At 56.5% G+C, this 16,426-nt stretch carries 18 protein-coding genes; 4 read left to right on the forward strand and 14 right to left on the reverse strand.

Annotated features, from left to right (window positions below; translation table 11 throughout):
- Positions 1-5: 5 nt before the first annotated feature.
- Genes lpxK through EPD60_RS01050 form a run of 4 tightly spaced genes read right to left on the reverse strand, consistent with a single transcriptional unit; the run spans position 6 to position 2,956 of the window.
- Positions 6-1,070, reverse strand: coding sequence for a tetraacyldisaccharide 4'-kinase (gene lpxK / locus EPD60_RS01035; protein WP_131445951.1), 1,065 nt, complete (start codon positions 1,068-1,070; stop codon positions 6-8).
- A complete protein-coding gene (locus tag EPD60_RS01040; RefSeq protein WP_165871359.1) occupies positions 1,060-1,629 on the reverse strand; it encodes a 5-formyltetrahydrofolate cyclo-ligase in 570 nt (189 codons plus the stop codon). Before EPD60_RS01040 ends, lpxK begins: the two co-directional genes overlap by 11 nt.
- Positions 1,626-2,174: an RsmD family RNA methyltransferase gene (locus EPD60_RS01045; RefSeq protein WP_131445955.1), complete on the reverse strand. Its 549-nt coding sequence runs from the start codon at positions 2,172-2,174 to the stop codon at positions 1,626-1,628. The genes EPD60_RS01040 and EPD60_RS01045 overlap by 4 nt, the downstream gene beginning before the upstream one ends.
- Complete coding sequence (locus tag EPD60_RS01050; protein ID WP_131445957.1) at positions 2,162-2,956, reverse strand: DUF3822 family protein; 795 nt, start codon at positions 2,954-2,956, stop codon at positions 2,162-2,164. The genes EPD60_RS01045 and EPD60_RS01050 overlap by 13 nt, the downstream gene beginning before the upstream one ends.
- 65 nt (positions 2,957-3,021) lie before the next feature.
- Between EPD60_RS01050 and EPD60_RS01055 the strand changes: the two genes are divergently transcribed.
- Positions 3,022-4,365: an MATE family efflux transporter gene (locus EPD60_RS01055; RefSeq protein ID WP_131445959.1), complete on the forward strand. Its 1,344-nt coding sequence runs from the start codon at positions 3,022-3,024 to the stop codon at positions 4,363-4,365.
- Positions 4,366-4,525: 160 nt separating this feature from the next.
- On the opposite strand, the gene EPD60_RS01060 is transcribed toward EPD60_RS01055, so the two are convergent.
- The 7 genes from EPD60_RS01060 to EPD60_RS01090 all read right to left on the reverse strand — a co-directional run bounded on the left by EPD60_RS01060 (position 4,526) and on the right by EPD60_RS01090 (position 10,826).
- Positions 4,526-5,287 carry a tetratricopeptide repeat protein gene (locus EPD60_RS01060; RefSeq protein WP_131445961.1) on the reverse strand — a complete coding sequence of 254 codons (762 nt, stop codon included), beginning with the start codon at positions 5,285-5,287 and terminating at the stop codon, positions 4,526-4,528.
- Positions 5,284-5,649, reverse strand: a complete 366-nt coding sequence (gene folB, locus EPD60_RS01065; RefSeq protein WP_131445963.1) for a dihydroneopterin aldolase — start codon at positions 5,647-5,649, stop codon at positions 5,284-5,286. Before folB ends, EPD60_RS01060 begins: the two co-directional genes overlap by 4 nt.
- A gap of 126 nt (positions 5,650-5,775) precedes the next feature.
- Positions 5,776-6,723 carry a thioredoxin-disulfide reductase gene (trxB, locus tag EPD60_RS01070; RefSeq protein ID WP_131445965.1) on the reverse strand — a complete coding sequence of 316 codons (948 nt, stop codon included), beginning with the start codon at positions 6,721-6,723 and terminating at the stop codon, positions 5,776-5,778.
- 98 nt (positions 6,724-6,821) lie between these two features.
- Positions 6,822-7,703 (reverse strand): DUF4249 domain-containing protein, encoded by an 882-nt coding sequence (locus tag EPD60_RS01075; RefSeq protein ID WP_131445967.1) that lies wholly within the window; start codon positions 7,701-7,703, stop codon positions 6,822-6,824.
- 178 nt (positions 7,704-7,881) lie between these two features.
- On the reverse strand, positions 7,882-8,739 hold the full coding sequence (locus EPD60_RS01080; RefSeq protein WP_131445970.1) for a sigma-70 family RNA polymerase sigma factor: 858 nt from the start codon (positions 8,737-8,739) through the stop codon (positions 7,882-7,884).
- 242 nt (positions 8,740-8,981) lie between these two features.
- On the reverse strand, positions 8,982-10,271 hold the full coding sequence (locus EPD60_RS01085; protein ID WP_131445972.1) for a prolipoprotein diacylglyceryl transferase: 1,290 nt from the start codon (positions 10,269-10,271) through the stop codon (positions 8,982-8,984).
- Between the two features lie 138 nt (positions 10,272-10,409).
- On the reverse strand, positions 10,410-10,826 hold the full coding sequence (locus tag EPD60_RS01090) for a BrxA/BrxB family bacilliredoxin (RefSeq protein WP_131445974.1): 417 nt from the start codon (positions 10,824-10,826) through the stop codon (positions 10,410-10,412).
- Positions 10,827-11,008: 182 nt separating this feature from the next.
- On the opposite strand from EPD60_RS01090, the gene EPD60_RS01095 reads away from it, so the two are divergent.
- On the forward strand, positions 11,009-11,452 hold the full coding sequence (locus EPD60_RS01095) for an Hsp20/alpha crystallin family protein (RefSeq protein ID WP_131445976.1): 444 nt from the start codon (positions 11,009-11,011) through the stop codon (positions 11,450-11,452).
- 83 nt (positions 11,453-11,535) lie between these two features.
- Here the strand turns inward: EPD60_RS01095 and EPD60_RS01100 are convergent, their stop codons facing one another.
- Complete coding sequence (locus EPD60_RS01100; RefSeq protein ID WP_131446655.1) at positions 11,536-12,366, reverse strand: alpha/beta hydrolase; 831 nt, start codon at positions 12,364-12,366, stop codon at positions 11,536-11,538.
- 140 nt (positions 12,367-12,506) lie between these two features.
- On the opposite strand from EPD60_RS01100, the gene EPD60_RS01105 reads away from it, so the two are divergent.
- On the forward strand, positions 12,507-13,757 hold the full coding sequence (locus EPD60_RS01105; RefSeq protein ID WP_131445978.1) for a hypothetical protein: 1,251 nt from the start codon (positions 12,507-12,509) through the stop codon (positions 13,755-13,757).
- 137 nt (positions 13,758-13,894) lie between these two features.
- Here the strand turns inward: EPD60_RS01105 and EPD60_RS01110 are convergent, their stop codons facing one another.
- Entirely contained in the window at positions 13,895-14,341 is a 447-nt protein-coding gene (locus tag EPD60_RS01110) for a nuclear transport factor 2 family protein (protein WP_131445980.1), read from the reverse strand.
- A 61-nt stretch (positions 14,342-14,402) separates the two neighbouring features.
- On the opposite strand from EPD60_RS01110, the gene EPD60_RS01115 reads away from it, so the two are divergent.
- Entirely contained in the window at positions 14,403-14,843 is a 441-nt protein-coding gene (locus tag EPD60_RS01115) for a hypothetical protein (RefSeq protein ID WP_131445982.1), read from the forward strand.
- Positions 14,844-15,013: 170 nt separating this feature from the next.
- Here EPD60_RS01115 and EPD60_RS01120 read toward each other — a convergent pair whose 3' ends face one another.
- Positions 15,014-16,411 (reverse strand): type III PLP-dependent enzyme domain-containing protein, encoded by a 1,398-nt coding sequence (locus EPD60_RS01120; RefSeq protein WP_131445984.1) that lies wholly within the window; start codon positions 16,409-16,411, stop codon positions 15,014-15,016.
- Between the last annotated feature and the right edge of the window lie 15 nt (positions 16,412-16,426).

Below are 16,426 nucleotides of genomic sequence, written 5' to 3' on the forward strand. Positions count from 1 at the left end.
TCCGCTTATTTAAACTCTTGAATAAAATTATGAACGATACTATCAAATTGTGTTCCCTCCCCAAATAAGAACTGGTGTTCGATGGGGATGACAAAGAAGGGAAGTGCTTCCAGCTCGCTCTCGAATTTGAGCAGGCGCATGGCGTCTTTCTCCGTTGTCAGGATGAGCTTGCGTTCGCCGGGAAGCTCTGCAAATCGTTTCCGGATGTCGGCCCAATCATCGATGCTGAAGATGTGGTGGTCGCCAAAGTGCATCATCGAGTAGCTGTGGATGCGTTCTTCGAGCCAGGCTTTGAGCGGGCGCGGGTTGGCGATGCCGGTCACCAGGAGCACTTCCGTGTCATCGGTAAGCTGCCCGAAAGCACGGGAAGTAATATGGTAGGGCGCACCGTAGGCAATGGTCGTAAAGAAGAGTTGCTGCCCCGGCCGCGGCCGCAGCTCGCGGGTAAGCGCTTCCTTCTCGGAGCCGCTGAGGTTGGGCGGGCACTTCGTCACCACGATCACCTCGGCCCGGCCGGCGGAGGAGCGGGCATCGCGCAGGTCGCCCGTGGGCAGGAAGAAGTCGCGCGTGTACAGGTTGCCGTGATCGGTGAGCAGGATGTTGAGCCCCGCCTTGATGGGCCGGTGCTGGAAGGCATCATCGAGGATAATGGCCTGCGTGTCGGGCCGGTCGTGCAGCAGCTGGGGGATGGCTACGATCCGCTCCTCTCCCACGGCTACGGGCACGTCGGGAAACTTGATGTGAAAGAGCATTGGCTCATCGCCGATCTCGAGCGCCGTCGTCTTTTCATTGGCCAGCGCATAGCCCTTGGTCTTGCGCTTGTAGCCGCGGCTCAGCGTGGCCACGCGGAAGTTGCCGCGGAGGCGCGTCAGCAGGTATTCCACCATCGGGCTCTTACCGGTGCCGCCAACCGACAGGTTGCCGACGCAGATCAGCGGAAGGTTGAAGGTGGTGGCGTGCATCCAGCCGCGGTTGTACAGCCAGTTGCGCAGCAGCACAACGGCTCCGTATAGGAGCGCCAGCGGGAACAGCAGGATGCGGAAGGATTTCAGGAAGACATTAGAAAACATAGACCTGTTCGGGGGTGATACAGAGATCTAAAGGTAAGTCATATTGATGGGTGTCTTCAATGACCTTTTCCGGCTCGAAATAAGAAAGGCCTACCTTGATGCAGTCGTCGGAGCAGCGCGCCAGGAAGCGGTCGTAATAGCCTTTGCCATAGCCCACGCGGTGGCCCTGCTTGTCGATGGCGAGCAGCGGCACGATCACCATGTCGAGGTCACCCGGGTCGATGAGGTGCCCGTCCACGGGCTCGGTGATGCCGTACTCGTTATCGGTAAATGCCGTATCGGCGGCCACGCCGATGGCTTCCATCGTGTTGTCGGCAGCATTCATCCGCGGGTAGGCGATCGTGAGGGCGGGGTTGCGGAAGTGCAGGTAATCGGTCAGGATGAAGGAGTTCACCTCCTTCTTTTCCGGGATCGAGTAAAAGCTCATGACCCGCTCCAGGAAGGGAAAGTCAACGGTCTGAAACTGGATCAGGATCAGGTCGTCGGCCTTCAGCTGCCAGGAGGGATCCAGCTCGTCGCGTTTTTTAATGTATCGCTTGCGGATTTCTTTCTTGGTCATTCGGGAGCTTCGTTTTCGAAAAGGGTGAAGATGGTGGTGCCGTAGTTGCGCTCCCATTTGTAGTGCGGAAACTTCTTGTAATCGTTGCGGGGCGTATGTTCCAGCACAAACCAACCACCTGGCTTCAGCAGACCTTTCTCGAAGATCTTCCGTGGCAGCTCGTCGATGGTGTTGAGCGCATAAGGCGGGCCGGCGAAGATAAAATCGTATTGCTGGCTGCATTCGTCGATGTAGCGGAACACGTCCGAGCGCACCACTTTGAAGCCCTCGATCTTCAACGCCTCGATATTCTTTTTGATGAACTCGAACATCTTCGGGTCTTTCTCTACAATGGTGCCGTCGGGCACGCCACGGGAAGCCAGCTCATACGAGATCGCGCCGGTGCCGCCAAACAGGTCAAGGGTCTTCAGATCCTCGAAATCGAGATTGTTCTGGAGGATGTTGAAGAGCCCCTCCTTGGCGATGTCGGTCGTGGGCCGGGTATGGGGCATATTTGCCGGCGGCTGGATGCGGCGTCCGCCGAGGCTGCCGCTTATGATACGCATTGGGCCAGGTTGTAAAGGGAGGTGAAGAAATGGGCGGGGCGTCCTTCCTCGGTGGTCACACCCTCGGGAACAGCGAATCGGATGCTGCCGAAGAACTGGTGCAGCTCGCGGTAGAGGGCCGACTCTTCGTCGATGAGCCCGCTGAGCACCAGGGTAGTATCGGCCCCCGGGAGCCCGCATTCGGATGTGATGCGGAGCAGGTAATACACCACATCGAGCGGCGCTTCGTAGCGGTATTGCTGCAGCAGCTGCAGGCGACCGTTGTTGCGGGCCAGCACGCGGAACTGCCCGGGCGCGAAGTGCACCTGCAGCACCTGCCCGGCGCCTACCCCCAGGGGGGCACGGAGGGCCGGGCTGAACACATGGTAATATTCGGCTTCGGGAAACTGGCGGCGGAGCTCCGCGTCGAGCGGGGCGGGAAAGGTATAGCGCAGGTTGAGCTGCCATTCACCCACGCGGTCTTCGTGCTCGGTGCCGCCCGTCGGGTGCAGCGCCGCGAGGAGGCCTTCGCCGGGCAGGCGCGCCGGTACGGCCACGGCTTCGGGAAAGGCAGAGCAGAACACCACGCGCGCGGCGTGGGTGGAAAGGCTGCGCACCATTTCAAGCACTGCTTCCTGTTCGGAGGCGGGCAGCGGGTCGGTGAGCGACCAGAACCGGATGCGGTGCGGCAGCCGGCTTTCGGCGTCGAGCAGGGCCACGCTGCAATATCCGGCCCCCCATTCGCACAGCAGCAACGCGCCCTGGGCGCTGCCACTGCCCTGTATGTCAAACAAGACGTTCATTACGGCAAATATAGGCCCTCGCTCCCTGTCCGTTTGGGGGAAACACGGGATGTATCTTCGTGCCGATGTCTTCCCTACAGGTTACCGTTTCCTACCGCCAGATCCTCAGGATCGCCGGGCCGATCTCGCTGGCGATGCTGGTACCGAACCTCAACTTCATTATCAACAATGTTTTCCTGGGGCACCTGAGCGAAGCGGCCCTCGCCGTGGCCTCCATTACGGGTGTCTACTACCTGATCTTTTCATCGATCGGTTATGGTCTCAACAACGGCCTGCAGGCGCTCATCGCGCGGCGCGCGGGCGAAAACCGCCCGGGCGAGATTGGCAAGATCTTTCACCAGGGTATCCTGGTGGCCATGGGCATCGCCTTGCTGGCCGTGGTGCTCACCTACACGGTGGCACCGCTGGTGCTGCGCGCGTCGGTGCACAAGCCCGAAGATGCAGAAGCGGCCCTCTCCTACCTCCATATCCGCATCTGGGGCCTCCCTTTCCTGTATGTATACCAGATGCGCAATGCGCTGCTGGTGGGCACCAATAACAGCAAGCTGCTGATCGCGGGCACCCTCATCGAGGCCGGTGCCAATGTGCTGTTCGACTACGGCCTCATCTTCGGGCGCCTTGGGATGCCCCGGCTTGGATTTAACGGTGCCGCTTACGCGTCAATCATTGCCGAGTTCATGGGGATGTTCGCCATTTTCCTGGTCATCCGGATGCGCGGCCTGGACCGCAAATTTTCACTGTTCCGCAAAGTGGCCTGGGACCCGGAAAACATCCGCAACATCCTGCAGCTCTCGGGGCCGCTCGTTTTCCAGCATGCTATCTCGATCATTTCCTGGCTGTTCTTTTACATCCTTATCGAGCGCAACAGCACCCAGACCGGCCTCGCCGTATCCAACACCATGCGGACCATCTTCGGCGCCTTCGGCGTTACGGTATGGGCCTTTGCCGCTACGTCAAATGCGATGGTGAGTAATATCATCGGCCAGGGAAAACGCGAAGACGTGGTCCGTTGCATCGGCATGATCATGCGGGTGAGCACGGGGATCGCGCTGGTGGCTTTCCTGTTCCTGTTTTTCTTCCCCCATGCCTACCTGTCAATCTATGGCCGCGGTGCCGCTTTTGTGGACGCGGGCGCACCGGTGGTCCGCGTTGTGGCTTCCGCGCTGATGCTGATGTCGATGGCTACGGTGTGGCTGCAGGCCGTCACCGGCACTGGCAACAGCCGCGTCACCTTCCTGATCGAGCTCGCTGCCATCATTGGCTACGTAACCTATGTATTCCTCGTGCTCGAGCATTGGAAACTGTCGCTCGTCTGGGCCTGGGGCTCCGAATTTCTTTACTGGACGATTATCCTCACCCTATCCTATACCTATATCCGGAGCGGGAAGTGGGAGAAGATACACCTCTGAGCAATGTACTAATGCGGTAATGCGGTAATGTGGTAATGTGGTAATGTGGTAATGAAATAGTGCTTAATAAACTACATTAAAAAACCCGCTACTTTGAAGCGGTTTTTCTCGTTGGTAACAAGCGCGTTTTAGCACACCAGCACACTAACCCATCAGCACACTATTCACTCCACTCCTTTAACAGCCTTGCCCCTTCCGATTTAATATGGGCGTCGTCGCCGGTGCGGTTGGGGAGGGCGGCCAGGCGCCGCAGGCAGTCGAGGGCGAGGTTGTCCTGGTCGTTCTTGTGATAGGCTTTTGCAAGCTCCAGGTAATTGAGGACAAAGTCCGGCTCCAGGGCGCGGGCGCGTTCGTAGCAACGGATGCTTTCGCTGACCGAAGCCGAGGGCAGCCCGCCGTAGACGATCTTCAGGGCTGCCTTTTCAAAAAGGCCCAGATTGTCTACTTCGTAGTTCCATTTACCGAGTACGTGCCAGGCGCGTGCGTGGTTCGGATTGAGCGCAAGCGCTTTTTCTATGAGGGTACGGATCTCTTTTACCGAGTTGACCTTATCGCGGCCGGACTGACTCATGGCCATGCGGCCGGTGGCCACGGCGAGGGCATAGTAGCCGTCGGCGCCGCCCGGGTTCACCTGCACCGCCCGCTGGGCATAGGACCTGCCGAGGCGGTAAAATTCCTGCTGGTGCAATTTCGCACCCTGGCGCTTGCCGATGCGGCTGCACAGCTCGCTGGCCTTCCAGAGCGCCTGGTAGTTGCCGGGATTTGTCCGTAGGGCGACCTTCAGGGTCTCAAATGCGCCAGCCTCGTTGAGCTGTGCTTCCTGGCGCTCGGCGAGCGCCACCAGCTCGCGGTCGTTGCCCTGCGCGCGGGCGCCGGCTGCCAGCAGCAGGTAATAGATTAAAAAGGTGAACAGGCGCTTCATGCATCATAGGATTTAACGAGTGCGACCCCTACCGAGCCCGAGAAAGAAGGAATGGCCGGTGTTCGTTTGCGGATGCGAATTTCGAGGCGCTGCAGGCCGGAAAAAGAACCTTCCAGCGCCGTGGCGATCTGCTGGCAAAGCGTTTCCAGCAGGGCCTGGCGGCCATCCATAATGCTTCTGATCAGTTCGTAAGCCTGCACGTAGTTGACCGTGTCTTCAAGGCCGGAAACCGGTACGCCCGCATCCATATCCAGGAACACATCCACTTCAAAACCGTTGCCGGTCAGCGCCTCGCCTTCATAAACCCCATGGGGTGCATGAAAAAGCAGCCCTTCGAGGCTGATACGGAAATGGGATCTCATTACAGCAATTTACCCAATAAGAGGGAATGTTCGATCTCCGATCTCGGATGTCTGATTTTTTAAGAAGACCCCAACCTTTGGCTACGATGATCAAACCCTAAATCAGACATCCAACATCAGCAGTTCTCAGTGGAGTCCTTTCTCGGAGAGGTAGCGCTCGGCATCAAGGGCGGCCATGCAGCCCGAGCCGGCAGCCGTTACGGCCTGGCGGTAGATCTTGTCCTGCACGTCGCCGGCGGCGAAGACGCCTTCCACATTCGTTTTGGCGGAGCCGGGGATTGTTTTGATGTATCCCGCCTCGTCCATATCCAGCTGTCCCGCGAAAATGCCCGAGTTGGGCTCGTGACCGATGGCCACGAAGAACCCCCGGACCGGGATCTCGGTTTTTTCGTTGGTAGAGGTATTGAGCAGGCGCACCGAATCAACGGTCTTTTCACCGAGGATCTCATCGGTCACGGAATTCCAGTAGATCTTGATATTGGGTGTGGCCTTCACGCGCTCCTGCATGATTTTGGAAGCACGCATTTCGTCGCGGCGCACGATCATGTGCACGGTCGAGCAAAGCTTGGAAAGATACAGCGCTTCCTCGGCTGCCGTGTCGCCGGCCCCGACGATCGCCACTTCTTTGCCGCGGAAGAAGAAGCCGTCGCAAACGGCGCAGGCACTCACGCCGTAGCCATTGAGGCGCATCTCGCTTTCGAGCCCGAGCCACTTGGCCGAGGCGCCGGTGGCGATGACGATGGCATCGGCCTCCATCTGCTTTTCCTCGTCGATCGTCACTTTGAACGGACGCGTTGAAAGGTCCACCGCGGTGGCAAGACCGTAACGCAGGTCGGCGCCCATGCGCTGCGCCTGCTTTTCGAAATGAATCATCAGCTCAGGGCCTTGCACGCCTTCGGGGAAGCCGGGAAAGTTTTCTACCTCGGTGGTGATGGTCAGCTGGCCACCGGGCTGGATGCCCTGGTATAGCACCGGCTTCAGTCCCGCCCGGGACGCATAAATAGCGGCGGTATAGCCGGCCGGGCCGGATCCGATAATGAGCAGCTGTACTTTTTCGACGGTGTTCTTGTCCATGAGATGATCGTTCGGGGGGCAAATTTAATGGGCTGACAGCCTGCTGACGTAAAAGAAATAAACAGGGGTGGAAAAGCCTTGAACCTCCTGGGCCTTTCTTACCGGATGATAATCGTGCGGTATTGCGCGGCATAGCCGCCGAAGTAGCCGAGGGCGCCGTTGGAGATATTACTGAGCACGCGGGTAGGCGACGAGAAGGGGTTGCCCACCGATTGGTAGGTGTATTCCATGGTGCGCCAGAAGTCGTAGGTGGCGCGATCGATATTGGCCAGCTTTACGGTCATCGTGTCGCCGATCCGGAAGGCACGCTCCTCGAAGCCGTCGGAGCTGTTGCGGTCAATGCCGGGATCGATGGGGAGCGTATAAGTAGTGCCGTCTACCACCAGGTCGTCGAACACCGAGTTGCGGCCCGGCCAGTAGGGTTCGCTGTTGCGGCGGGTCCAGTAGCGGCCGTAATCGCCATAGCCCGGCGGATCGGTCACCTTTCCCATGATCTGTACTTTGCCATCGGAGCTGTCGCGCGGGTGCGGCCGCCACCAGAGCGAGTCGATCCGCTTGGTGATCGCGGGAATGCGCGTCTGTGCCGTGTATTCCTCACCGTCGGCGATAATGCGTAGGGAGTAGTCCGTTTGCAGTTGCCCCAGCAAGATATTACCCAGGCTGGAGGAGTCGACGGTGTAAAAGGAAACGAAATAGTTTGTGGTATCCGCCCGCACGGTATACTCCCGCAGGCGGTAGGTGCCGGTACCATTGGAGATCTCCACGGTGGCGCCATGCACAAAAGAATTGGCCAATAGCTCGGGGCTGAAGGTGGAAAAATAATGAAGCGAGCGCGTGAGGAAAACCAGCGGTGGCTGGCCGTTTTCGATGGTGGCTTCCACCACCAGTTTCGGCGCTGCGTCCTGCAGGGGAAAGTCGACATTCTTTTCGCAGCCGGCGAGAAGGGTGGCGCCGAGCAGCAGGAAGAAGAGGTGTTTCATTGCAGTAAAGTTACGTCAATCGGATTTCGTGAATCGTGAATCGTCAATCGGAATGCGGACGCAGCTCGTGAACCGTGAACTGTGAGCGGCCGCTTGCGCCAGATACAAAGAACGTCCCGCTTTTGGCGGGACGTTCTTTGTTTTGCACATCGAGAATTCTCGATTCACGATTGATGTCTTATCCGAGATACGCCTTCAGCGCATTGCTGTAGCGGGCCTTCTGGAGGCGCTTGATGGCGCGCTCCTTGATCTGGCGGATACGCTCCTTGGTAAGGTCGTATTTCTGCCCGATCTGCTCGATGGTAACGCCGTTCTCGCCGTCGAGGCCGAAGTAGGCATTTACGATCTCGGCTTCACGGGGCGACAGCGACTTGAGCACCCGGCGGATCTCCGCGCGGAGCGAGTCTTTCATCACATCGTCGTCGGTATCGTCGGAGCCTTCCAGCAGGTCGCCCATGGCCACGTCTTCCGCCTCGTGCACCGGGGCATCAAGGGAAGTGTGGCGGGTATTGCTTTGGAAGATGTTGTTGATCTCGGTCTCGCTCATCTCGAGAATGTCTGCAAGCTCTTCGGTGCTCGGCTCCCGCTCATGCTCCTGCTCGAACGCCATGTAAGCCTTGTTGGCCTTGTTGTAGGTGCCGATCTTGTTCTGGGGCAGGCGCACCAGGCGACCTTGCTCGGCCAGGGCCTGGAGGATCGACTGGCGGATCCACCAAACGGCATAGGAGATGAATTTAAAGCCCTTCGTTTCGTCGAAGCGCTGGGCCGCCTTAATGAGGCCGAGGTTGCCCTCGTTGATGAGGTCGGAAAGCGACAGGCCCTGGTGCTGGTACTGTTTGGCCACCGACACCACGAAGCGCAGGTTGGCCTGCACCAGCTTGTCGAGCGCCCGCTGGTCGCCCATTTTGATCCGCTGGGCGAGGGTGGTTTCCTCTTCCGGCGTGATCATCGGGATCTTGGAGATCTCCTGGAGGTATTTTTCAACGGCTTGCGAATCCCTGTTGGTAATCTGGGTAGCAATCTTAAGTTGCCTCATAGTGTATTATTCCTTGCGTTTAGATATTGAACGATGAAGAGCTGTGCCTGTTGCAAAGAGCTGCGTAAAAGCCGGGTTAAAACTTTTTTGGCACTGTCTGCAAAAGTAAGCCGGAAAAATGAATTTGCATAACCTTTTTCCTTATATTATGCGCAGCAAAAACTGTACTACGCTCCGGAAAGCCTTTCTAAGCTTGTGTTAAGCCCGGATCCGGGAATTTATACACGCCGGTCGGCGGTTATTCACATTTTTACGGGGCTGGCATCCTTTTTACGCGCCAGCAAAATCCAGCCAATGGCGCCCGTGAGCACCAGTCCCACGGCGATGAGCTCGGCCTGTGAAGGACGCATACCCAGGAAATCGATCCGGTTGTTGACGCGGATCGTCTCCACCAGGAAGCGTTCGATCCCGTTTACAATCAGGTAAAGGCAAAAAAGGCCACCCGCGGGTCGCACCCGCTTGCGCAGGCTCCACAGGAGGAAAAAGAGGCCGGTGCCCGCCAGGAGCTCGTACAGCGGCGTCGGGAACACCGGTATCGGCAGCCCGTTGCAATACTGCTTGTCGGTGCAGCCGGCAAGCGGCACGCCATCTTCATTAACGTTGTGCGGGTAGTTGTACGCGAAGAACCAGTCGGGCAGGAAGCCGGGCCCGCGGAAGGAAGCATGCTGGGGCACACCATCGTACTCGCGCCAGCGCGAGCGCATATAGGGCGCATAGGTTCCGAGGGCACGCTCGTAGTCGCCGGGTTGCGCTGCCACAACCTTGTTGTTGGCATCGATGGTATAAGCCGAGTTGTAAATGCCCCAGTCGCCGTCGCCCGACACCTGGCAGCCGATCCGTCCTACCGCGTAGGCGATCATGAGTGCGGGTGCGATGGCATCGGCAAGGTGCCGCACCGGGATCCGGTGCTTCTTTGCATACCAGATGATGGCCGCGCCGGCACAGATCAGACCGCCATAAAATGTGAGTCCCGCCGGGGTAAAATACGCAGCCGGGTTTTTCAGGAAGTCGCCCCAGTTTTCAAAAATGTCGAAGAGCTTTGCACCCAGCAGGCCAAACACGAGCGCCAGCACCGTGAACTCCCCTACCCGGTCGTGGGGCCAGATTCGGACCGTACGGCGTTCCGGCGTCGGCAACTTCTGCTTGTTTTTTTCGTGCCACTTCATATAGGCCATCCCGGCGCCGAGCAGTAAACCGATCAACAGGTTGCCGGCGCCCGAAAAGATGTAGGCCTGCGGGTTGTCCAGCGCATTGCCGATGGTGAAGAGCCCGCCCAGCTTAAAGCCGATCAGGAACCCGAGAATAAAGTTGGTGATCAGCTCCAGCGGTTTTGCCGGCTCCCCTACCAGCATCGTTTGCTCTGTCGGCTGCAGCAGGCCATCGGCGCCCTTACGACGCAACTCGCGGCTCAGCAGGGCAGCCCCGATAAGAAAGGAGATGGCGACGAAAAAGCCGAATGAGTTCACGACCATCAGCCCCCGCAGCTCGATGCCGAACAGATCGCGGAAGGCGTAGTAGAGGTTGGGATACATAGGCTGCGAAAATAGTTGATTGGTTAATTGCGCTATTGGTTAATTGGTAAAGGGGCACATCCTTCGCCCTGCTTCAAAGCAAAAGGCACCGCGATGCGATGCCTTTTTGGAATGCTATGGGTGCGTCTTTCCGCGTTATTAATTGCAGTACTGCTCGAAGGCGGAGATGAGGTTGCTCGCGATCATCTGCGCGGAGCGGCCTTCGATCTGGTGGCGCTCGATATAGTGTACGAGCTCACCGTTCTTGAACAGCGCGATCGCCGGCGAAGACGGGGGGTACGGAAGCAGGTGCTGGCGCACGGCCTGTACTGCCTCGGTATCGAAGCCGGCGAAAGAAGTCGTCAGGAAGTCGGGCTTCTTGCTGGCATTGTGTACGGCCATCAGCACACCCGGGCGGGCGGTGCCGGCGGAGCAGCCGCATACAGAGTTGATCATGACGAGCGTGGTGCCTTCTTTTTTTATCTGGTTCTCTACGTCGTCGCGGTTGAGGAGCTCGGCGAAACCATTTTCAGTGAGCTCTTCCTTCATCGGTTGTACTATCTCTACAGGATACATTGTTCGGTAATTTTTGCAAAGGTAGGGAACAGACAAGAATGCAGCAGAACCTGCGCCGGCGGGACATTCTGTCATATTTAATGTTGCAACAATGACATGTTGTCCGGAAAAAAGCGGGTGGAATACAGTTTGACTTACAGCGGACACAATCAATCTCTGAAAATCAAAAAAAACGAATAGCTATGACACTTGTACGCAATCATTATCGTCCTGTTTCCAACAGCGCTTTTAACACTCTGTTCGACAACTTTTTCGCCCCCCATGCGTCTATATTGAGTAACAACGCCACCGCAACACGCAGCACCATCCCGGTGAATGTGCGGGAAACGGAAAACGCTTACCTCCTGGATGTTGTTGCACCTGGTTTTGCGAAAGAAGATTTTTCCATCAACCTCGATCAGAGTACGCTGACGGTTTCGGTGGACAAGAAAAGTGAAGGAGAAGTGAAAACAGAAAAGTTCCTTCGCAGCGAATACAAATTTGCCTCTTTCAAACGTTCTTTTACTTTGGATGAAAGCATTGATGGAAGCGCCGTTTCAGCACAATATGTTAATGGTGTTCTGACCTTAAACCTTCCGAAGAAGGCTGAAGTCAAACCTTCCGTAAAACAAATCGAAATTCAGTAAGCGTTCGCGCTACGTTATATTTTTCTCATAAGCAGTTGGTTTTGGTTTAAAGCCCGGTGTGTCTACACCGGGCTTTTTCTTGCTCAGGGGTGCCGTTCCTGTGGTGAGTTAAGTAATCGTAGTGCATTGATCAGTGCCGGGTGCAAGATCGTTGCATGGTCTTCTGCTGGCAGGTAATCGAAAAATACCTGCACGGCGGGGCTTTTTGTTTTCGCGATTTTTTCCGCAAGCAGGTTGACGTCTACTTCCATCACGCGGGGCTGATCGCCCGGCGTAAGTCCCTCCTTTCCTACCCCGATATAGACCGAGAGCGGTTGGCGGAAGCCAGGCTGCAGCAAGGCGGGCTGTCGTTGTAGCAGCGAGCCGTTGTCCCACCACAGGCTCGGACTAACGATGATATAGCGATCGAAAAGACCCGGTTTTGAAAAAAGAATTTCCGTAGCCAGGAGTCCGCCGAGCGATTGCCCGATCAGCGTCCGCGAAGCGGAAATGCGGTACTGACTTGCAATGTAGGGCTGCAGCTCTTTTTCTATAAAAGCAATAAAGCGGGCCGATTGCCCCGAAGTTGGATAGCGTTCCCGGTCTTTTTCGATGCTCGTCGGGTACGTGAAATCGCGGCGGCGGTCTACCGTCGCGATGCCGACTACAATGGACTTCGGTACCCGTTGGATCCAGGGAAAACTATAGTATTGATACAATCCGGCAACATGGATAAAGTCTTCATCAGCAGAGCCGTCGAGCAGGTAAACCACCGGGTAGGTGATCGTGTCACTTGCGTTATAGCCTTCCGGGAGATAGATATTGAGTGTGCGGTTTTCGGAAAGCACTGTGGAGCGGATAGTTCTTGTCACACCCAGCACAAAAGGTCGTTCGCCGCTCTTGGGTTGCTGAGCGTTTACAGTCAGCGTTGCCATTGCCAGGACGGCAATCCATAATTTCTGCGGCGGAAAACTTCTTAACGGTTTCATGATGCCGTCGAAGATACTGGCGCAATGCCTGCTTTGCGCAAGCGATACACATCTGGTGGCCTGCGTATCCGTAATTTCGTGCCGCCATGCCATTCCGTTTACCTATACTCGTTTTCCTTTTTTTATGGAGTGCCCGCCCGGCCCTGGGGCAGCAAGACAGCACTGCGCCGGCGCCTGCAGCCGATACAGCGCTCCGGATCGTCAACCTCGCTCCTAATTTCACGGTGCATGTTGATTCGGTGCTCGACTATCGTTTCGAAAGCAACCGCGACTCAGCAGGCTACTATTGGTTTCTCCGCAATGCGCCGGTTGGCGTGCGGATCAACCGCAGCACCGGCCAGCTTTCGTTTCGCGCCGACCGCTCCTATTTTCTTTCCGGGCGCCTGCGCTACGATCAGAACTACAAAGTACAGCTCGGCCTGCAAAGCCTCAGCCGCCCCTCCGACCGTGTCGATACATCCTTCACGATCCTTTTTTATAATACCGAGATCGTACCGTCACGACTGCGTCCCGGTGTTTATGGAAATGTTTATGTCAACGAAGGCGACACCCTGCGCTTCCCGGTTTTCTGTGAAACGGGCTCCTTTCCGATCGAGTCGGTGCTCACCCAAACGAGCCAGCCGCTCGGGGAGTTTTCGCCGGTGACGCGCTGCGGGGATTTTTTCCGCTGGGCGCCACCCTATTCATTTGTGGGCGACAACGATTCGGCGCAGGTGCGTGTCGTACAAGCCTACTTTATCGGCGCTACCCGCACCCAGCAGCGCGACACCGCGCAGGTGCGCATCGTGGTGCGGCATTCACTCAATTACCCGCTGGCCCGCGAGCAGTACACGCAGCTCGTATCCGATCTGAAATTCTATATCCTGCGGCTAAAGTTTACATTCCTGGTGCTCGATAAAAGCATCCGCAAGACAAAGCATGCCCGTACCGGCTTCGACCTGACCGCAGCTTCCACCGCGCTTACAGGCACGGTGCTTTCCACCTCAAAAGACGAGGAAACAAAACGTACCGGAGCCATCATGCCTGGTGTGGGCCTCGTGCTGACGCCGATAAAGGAGGCTACGGCGCCCGCCCGCACAACGGAGCAGAGCCAGGCAACGCTGGTACGTGCCTCCATCAAGCGACTGGAGTACGTGCTGCAGGACAACAGCCTTCTTGGCGATAAGGACCCGGGCATTGCGCCGAAAATCAACAAGCTGCGCGAAGAGCTGAAGCAAAGCCAGCTGCAGCTGATCGATGTGCCGATAGAGGTGACGAATAATATGGGCGCCGCCGAGCTCGATGCGTATTTCAACAGCCCGAAAGTGAACAAGAAATACCGGCTGCGGAGGAAATAGAACGCAAGATGTCTGATGTTGGATTTGAATACAGGAATGCATCGAGCGACATCCATCTTTCAAAAGTGGACTGGAATCGCGTGGCAATTACTTGGGTAATGCTTAACGCAGGCAGATCGGATATCGGACATCAGACATCATTTGCAGTCACTGCGGCGGCGCGTATCTGCCAGGTAGATGATCTTCCACTCACCATTGACGCGGGCCAGGTTGTAGACATCCACGCCACAGTGTGAGAATTTGTCATCCACGTAAAACTGGTAGGGTGTCCATGCCGAGGCCATCGGGCCGTCGATCCTGATTCCGTCAAAAGTGATCCGCTCGTCCCACACTTCTTTGTGCGGCCGGCCCACTGCGGCAACGAAAGAGTCAACGGGCTCGCTGGTGATGCGGGTGGCGCCGGCTTTGGTGGTCAGCACGGATTGCAGGAGCGCACCGGGCGCAAAGGCGGCGCGCACGGCGGCGGAGTCGCCCTTGCGCATGCCGTCAAAAAGGCGGGTGATGGTCAGTTTTACGTTGTCAGAAGCGGTCTGGGCCTGTGCCGTTCCGGTACAAAGTGTTAAGATCAGCAGTAGTTTACGCATAAAGGAAAATCTTAATAATAAGCGGAGCAATAATTGCGTCTTCAATGTAAAGTTTGCCGCTATGAAAAACACCTTTTTTCGATCAACGGTTGCCGCAGCCTTGCTGGCGGTGGGTGTGGTGGGCTGTGCGCCCTTGCAACAGGGCTCCGGCGACTACTACGACCCGGCGCCGTCTGTAAGCAGCGCACCAACGCGCATTTGGGTCGACGACCCTTACCGCCCGGGCAGCTCTATCCTGATGGAACGCGACCCGTATTCCGGACGTTACTTCCCGGTAGCTTCTCCTTATAGCAATTACGGCCGCGTGTACGGCTCGCCCTACGGCTCCTATGATCCTTATTATGGTAGCGGGGGCTCCTATGGCCGCCCGCGCGGTTCGCGCCGCGGTGGCAGCTATCGTCCCGCCCAACCGGCACCTACCCAACAGCAGCGGGAGCAGGCACGCGAAGGCGAGCAGCGCCGGCGCGATGCAGCCAACGAGATACTCGGACGGAAGCAGTAAGAACAATAGAACAGGGAATAAGGAACAAGGAAGTAAGAATTAAAATGCCACTCCGGATAGAGTGGCATTTTTGTATCTGATATTCAATATTCAATATTCAATGTTCAATGTTCAGGTTAGCTGCTCAAAGACATTGAGGCTTGAGTATTTGAAATTGATTATTGAATGTTTTACTTGATGTAACCCAGGATCTTCAGCATGCTCTGCGCGCTTTGTTCCTTTGCATAGAGCCAGTCAACGAGCTTGCCGTTTTTATCGCGCTCGATGATGACGTGTTTGGGCGAAGGGATAAGACAGTGCTTGATGCCCCCGTAGCCCGAGATCTGGTCCTGGTAGGCGCCGGTGTGGAAGAATCCCACGTAAAGCGGCTCCTCTCCGTTCGTCTTGGGGAGGAACACTTCGTTGATGTGTTCTTCCGAATCGTAGTAGTCGTGGCTGTCGCAGGTGATACCGCCCAGCACCACGCGCTGTGGCTCGTTGTCCCACTTGTTGATCGGCAGCATCAGGAACTTTTCACCGATGCCCCAGGTATCGGGAAGTGTGGTGATGAACGACGAATCGATCATGTACCAGGTCTCACGGTCGTTCTGGGCTTTCTCGCCGATGACGCTGTAGATGTGGGCCATGCTCTCGCCTACCGTGAACGAGCCGAACTCGGTAAAGATATTGGGCATGGGCACCTTGTTGCGTTTGCAGGCGGCCTTGATGTTGCCCACAATCTCGGTGATCATGAACTGGTAATCGTATTCGAATCCAAGCGAGTGCTTGATGGGGAAGCCGCCGCCGATATTGATCGAATCCAGCTCGGGGCAGATCTTTTTCAACTGGCAATACAGGTTGATGATCTTGTTGAGCTCCGACCAGTAGTAGATATCGTCCTTAATGCCTTTGTTGAGGAAGATGTGGAGCATCTTGAGCTGGAACTTGTCTTCGTAGCCCTCGATATTGTCCACGTAGAATTCCAGGATATCCTTGGCGCGGATGCCGAGACGCGAGGTATAGAACGGGAAGGTAGGCTCTTCTTCGGCAGCCACGCGGATGCCGATGGTGAATTGCCCCTTTACGGCTTTGTAGGCGTTGAGCTCCTCTTTGTTGTCAAGCACCGGTATTGTATTGCGGAAGCCGCTGTTGAGCAGCTGCACAATGCGCCGGGTATAAGCCTTTTGCTTGTACCCGTTGCAGATGATGTACATGTCCTTGGTGATCTTCTTCTTCTCCGCCAGCTTCTTGATGATCTCGATATCGTAGGCGTAGGAGGTTTCGAGGTGGATGCCGTGCTTCAGCGCCTCTTCCACCACGAAGGAGAAGTGCGAACTCTTGGTACAATAGCAGTAATTATACTTGCCCTCGTACTTGTGTTTCTTCATCGCTTTCTCAAACATGTCTTTCGCCTTGTTGATCTGCGAGCCGATCTTGGGGAGGTAAGACACTTTGAGCGGGGTCCCGTACTTCGCGATCAGGGCCTTGATGTCGAGCCCGTTGAAGTGGAGATAGCCGTCTTTTACTTCGAGTCCTTCCTGGGGAAAATTGAATGTCTGTTCAACGAGACCGAGGTATGAGTTCGTCATTTACCGGGTAGAGGG

The sequence above is a fragment of the Flaviaestuariibacter flavus genome, assembly GCF_004337505.1.
Classification (GTDB): domain Bacteria; phylum Bacteroidota; class Bacteroidia; order Chitinophagales; family Chitinophagaceae; genus Flavisolibacter; species Flavisolibacter flavus.

Bases quoted from the DNA above. Each gene is read 5' to 3' on its own strand.
- lpxK (WP_131445951.1), bottom strand. From the start codon at position 1,070: ATGTTTTCTAATGTCTTCCTGAAATCCTTCCGCATCCTGCTGTTCCCG.
- EPD60_RS01040 (WP_165871359.1), bottom strand. From the start codon at position 1,629: ATGACCAAGAAAGAAATCCGCAAGCGATACATTAAAAAACGCGACGAG.
- EPD60_RS01045 (WP_131445955.1), bottom strand. From the start codon at position 2,174: ATGCGTATCATAAGCGGCAGCCTCGGCGGACGCCGCATCCAGCCGCCG.
- EPD60_RS01050 (WP_131445957.1), bottom strand. From the start codon at position 2,956: ATGAACGTCTTGTTTGACATACAGGGCAGTGGCAGCGCCCAGGGCGCG.
- EPD60_RS01055 (WP_131445959.1), top strand. From the start codon at position 3,022: ATGTCTTCCCTACAGGTTACCGTTTCCTACCGCCAGATCCTCAGGATC.
- EPD60_RS01060 (WP_131445961.1), bottom strand. From the start codon at position 5,287: ATGAAGCGCCTGTTCACCTTTTTAATCTATTACCTGCTGCTGGCAGCC.
- folB (WP_131445963.1), bottom strand. From the start codon at position 5,649: ATGAGATCCCATTTCCGTATCAGCCTCGAAGGGCTGCTTTTTCATGCA.
- trxB (WP_131445965.1), bottom strand. From the start codon at position 6,723: ATGGACAAGAACACCGTCGAAAAAGTACAGCTGCTCATTATCGGATCC.
- EPD60_RS01075 (WP_131445967.1), bottom strand. From the start codon at position 7,703: ATGAAACACCTCTTCTTCCTGCTGCTCGGCGCCACCCTTCTCGCCGGC.
- EPD60_RS01080 (WP_131445970.1), bottom strand. From the start codon at position 8,739: ATGAGGCAACTTAAGATTGCTACCCAGATTACCAACAGGGATTCGCAA.
- EPD60_RS01085 (WP_131445972.1), bottom strand. From the start codon at position 10,271: ATGTATCCCAACCTCTACTACGCCTTCCGCGATCTGTTCGGCATCGAG.
- EPD60_RS01090 (WP_131445974.1), bottom strand. From the start codon at position 10,826: ATGTATCCTGTAGAGATAGTACAACCGATGAAGGAAGAGCTCACTGAA.
- EPD60_RS01095 (WP_131445976.1), top strand. From the start codon at position 11,009: ATGACACTTGTACGCAATCATTATCGTCCTGTTTCCAACAGCGCTTTT.
- EPD60_RS01100 (WP_131446655.1), bottom strand. From the start codon at position 12,366: ATGGCAACGCTGACTGTAAACGCTCAGCAACCCAAGAGCGGCGAACGA.
- EPD60_RS01105 (WP_131445978.1), top strand. From the start codon at position 12,507: ATGCCATTCCGTTTACCTATACTCGTTTTCCTTTTTTTATGGAGTGCC.
- EPD60_RS01110 (WP_131445980.1), bottom strand. From the start codon at position 14,341: ATGCGTAAACTACTGCTGATCTTAACACTTTGTACCGGAACGGCACAG.
- EPD60_RS01115 (WP_131445982.1), top strand. From the start codon at position 14,403: ATGAAAAACACCTTTTTTCGATCAACGGTTGCCGCAGCCTTGCTGGCG.
- EPD60_RS01120 (WP_131445984.1), bottom strand. From the start codon at position 16,411: ATGACGAACTCATACCTCGGTCTCGTTGAACAGACATTCAATTTTCCC.